This is a genomic window from Marinilactibacillus piezotolerans, assembly GCF_900114235.1.
GTDB classification, from domain to species: domain Bacteria; phylum Bacillota; class Bacilli; order Lactobacillales; family Carnobacteriaceae_A; genus Marinilactibacillus; species Marinilactibacillus piezotolerans.
In genome coordinates this window covers 1-2,514 of sequence record NZ_FOSJ01000100.1, presented here as the reverse complement: position 1 = coordinate 2,514, position 2,514 = coordinate 1, and the positions used below count along the sequence as shown (strand labels likewise).

The 2,514-nt window shown below is 33.8% G+C and carries 2 protein-coding genes; both read left to right on the top strand.

The window, feature by feature from the left end:
• The first annotated feature begins 321 nt into the window (after positions 1-321).
• The gene (gene aspD, locus BM212_RS12170; protein ID WP_091898798.1) at positions 322-1,896 is read left to right on the top strand and encodes an aspartate 4-decarboxylase; all 1,575 of its coding nucleotides are present in this window, start codon (positions 322-324) and stop codon (positions 1,894-1,896) included.
• Positions 1,897-2,133: 237 nt separating this feature from the next.
• Positions 2,134-2,427 (top strand): GNAT family N-acetyltransferase, encoded by a 294-nt coding sequence (locus tag BM212_RS12165; RefSeq protein ID WP_091898796.1) that lies wholly within the window; start codon positions 2,134-2,136, stop codon positions 2,425-2,427.
• Positions 2,428-2,514: the final 87 nt, after the last annotated feature.

The window sequence follows — 2,514 nt, the reverse complement described above, 5'->3', positions numbered from 1 at the left end:
ATTGTTTTGGGCAAAAGTTATCAAAATAAATAAAGCGAGAATGATTTTTTTAAGAGATTTACTTAAAATACAGAGTTATGAATTATTCAGGACTTTATTTTAAATATAAAATCTGTCTTCTTTTGATTTATATCAATATAAGAGTAATTAAGTATTGTTAAGATAGCAAAATAAGAAATACTTAAAAATAGTGTTCTCTAAATGAGAATTTGGATAAATTCCCTATAAACCAGCCTATAAACTTGGGTTTACTTATCTTGTTTGTTATACTCAATCACGGATGAGAAATAAAAAGAAGAATAAAAACTTAGGAGTGGAATTTTGAAGCAGGATCTAGAAAGTCTAAGTCCTTTTGAATTGAATTTATATTTGGAAAATCGTATGCAGAATACCCCTAATACGAAAGAATTTTTAAATGCGGGTAGAGGGAATCCGAACTGGACAGCCCCGATTCCAAGAGAAGCTTTTTTCTTATTAGGGGAATTTGCCACGAAAGAAACGATGCTCAATGAAAACAGTCAGATCGGTGGAATGATTAAAGAGCAGAAGGAACAATCAAAACGATTCGAATACTTTTTATCTGAAAAAGAGTCGAGAGGTGCAACCTTGCTGCAGAATATCTGGGAGAACGGTACTCATTTGATGGGAATGCCTAGAAATCACTGGTTGAAAAACATTCTCGATTATGTGATAGGAGATAACTATCCTCATCCGGAAAGAGTTTTGAAATCTTGTCAAGAGCCGATCAAACAGTACTTGCACCATGAATTGTTTGATGCTAAGAGTTCGCCTTTTGATGTTTTTGCAGTAGAAGGTGGCACAGCGGGGATTGTGTATACTTTTAATTCACTCTTCAATAATGCTTTATTGGAAAAGGGAGATACTATTGCACTGTTAATCCCTACATTTGCACCGTATATGGAAATCCCTGAGTTGCCGGAATATGGATTTAATGTGGAATATATTTGTTCTGAATTAATGGATATTAACGGACATACTAGTTATCAATTTTCTAAAAAAGAATTGGATCGCTTACGCAATCCTAGTATCAAAGCAGTATTTGTTGTAAATCCAAGTAATCCTACAGCAAATGCAATTTACGGGGACTCAATTTCACAGCTGGAGGACATTGTAAAGCGAGATAATCCTGAATTGATGATTCTATCTGATGATGTATATGGAACATTTTTAAATCAGTTTACTTCTTTATTTACCGTGCTGCCCTATAATACTGCTTGTATCTATTCTTATTCTAAATATTTTGGTGCGACAGGATGGAGAATTGGGACAATTGCAGTTGCAAAAGAAAACGTGTTTGATAAAAGATTAAAAGCATTACCTGGATATAAAAAAGCGCAGTTGAACCATAGATACGAAACATTGACTTCAGAGCCGGAAGATATAAAATTCATTGATCGTCTAGTAGCTGATAGTCGTTCGGTTGCGCTGAATCATGCCGCCGGGCTTTCATCTCCGCAGCAAGTAATGATGACCTTATTCAGTCTTTATGCTTTGTTGGATAGAGAAAACATCTATAAAAGAGAAGTTATCAATATTTGTCAGGAACGAGGGAAACTCCTTTATGCATCACTCGGGATGACCATGCCGCTTAAAGAATTAAATACAGCATATTATTGTGAAATTGACTTCGAATGGTGGCTGAAACAAAAATATGAAACAGAATTTGTCGAGTATGTTGAAAGTCATTGGACAATGACTGACCTAGTAGCTCGATTAGTAGAAGAAGAGCAATTGATGCTGTTAAAGTCTGAAGCGTTTGGTTCAAGCAAATGGACAGTAAGAGTATCATTAGCTAACTTACCGACTGAAACTTATGCTGAAGTTGGGAAACGCATTACTAGTATGGTGGAACGAATGTATCAATCATGGAGATAAAAATATGTGAATAATAAAGACGTGTGCTGGCTATTGTTTGTGTCTGGTACACGTTTTCTAAATTTTTGATTGATATAAAAATGATTGTGAACCATAATTAATTTTGTATATACAGAAATATGTATAATAAAAAAATCATTTATGGATATGGAATTTTAAAAAAGAAAAATTGTATAAGCTAGTATAAATAAAATTTTTTCTGATAGAACTATATAAAGTACCCGAAGGACTGAAAATTTGAACATATTAAGAGATCAAGAAATAGTAATTAGAAACATAAAAGAAACAGATTTAAAAATATTGTGGACGCTTATCTATAAAGAAGAAAACCCCGAATGGAAGCTATGGGATGCGCCGTACTATGAACACCACACAAAATCTTTTAATGAATTTCTAGATGAAAAAGATAAGTGGATCGATAGTAATCAAATGAAAATTATCGAAGTTAATGAGCGAATTATAGGGACAGTTAGTTACTACTGGGAACATGAACCATCGAAATGGCTCGAAATGGGCATAATTGTATCTTGAATTGTCAAATTAAGTGCAACGCTACACCAAAAAATACTTCATAGGGCGTTTTCCAGTTTAAACACTTCCTTGGGCGTAAGTTGAGTT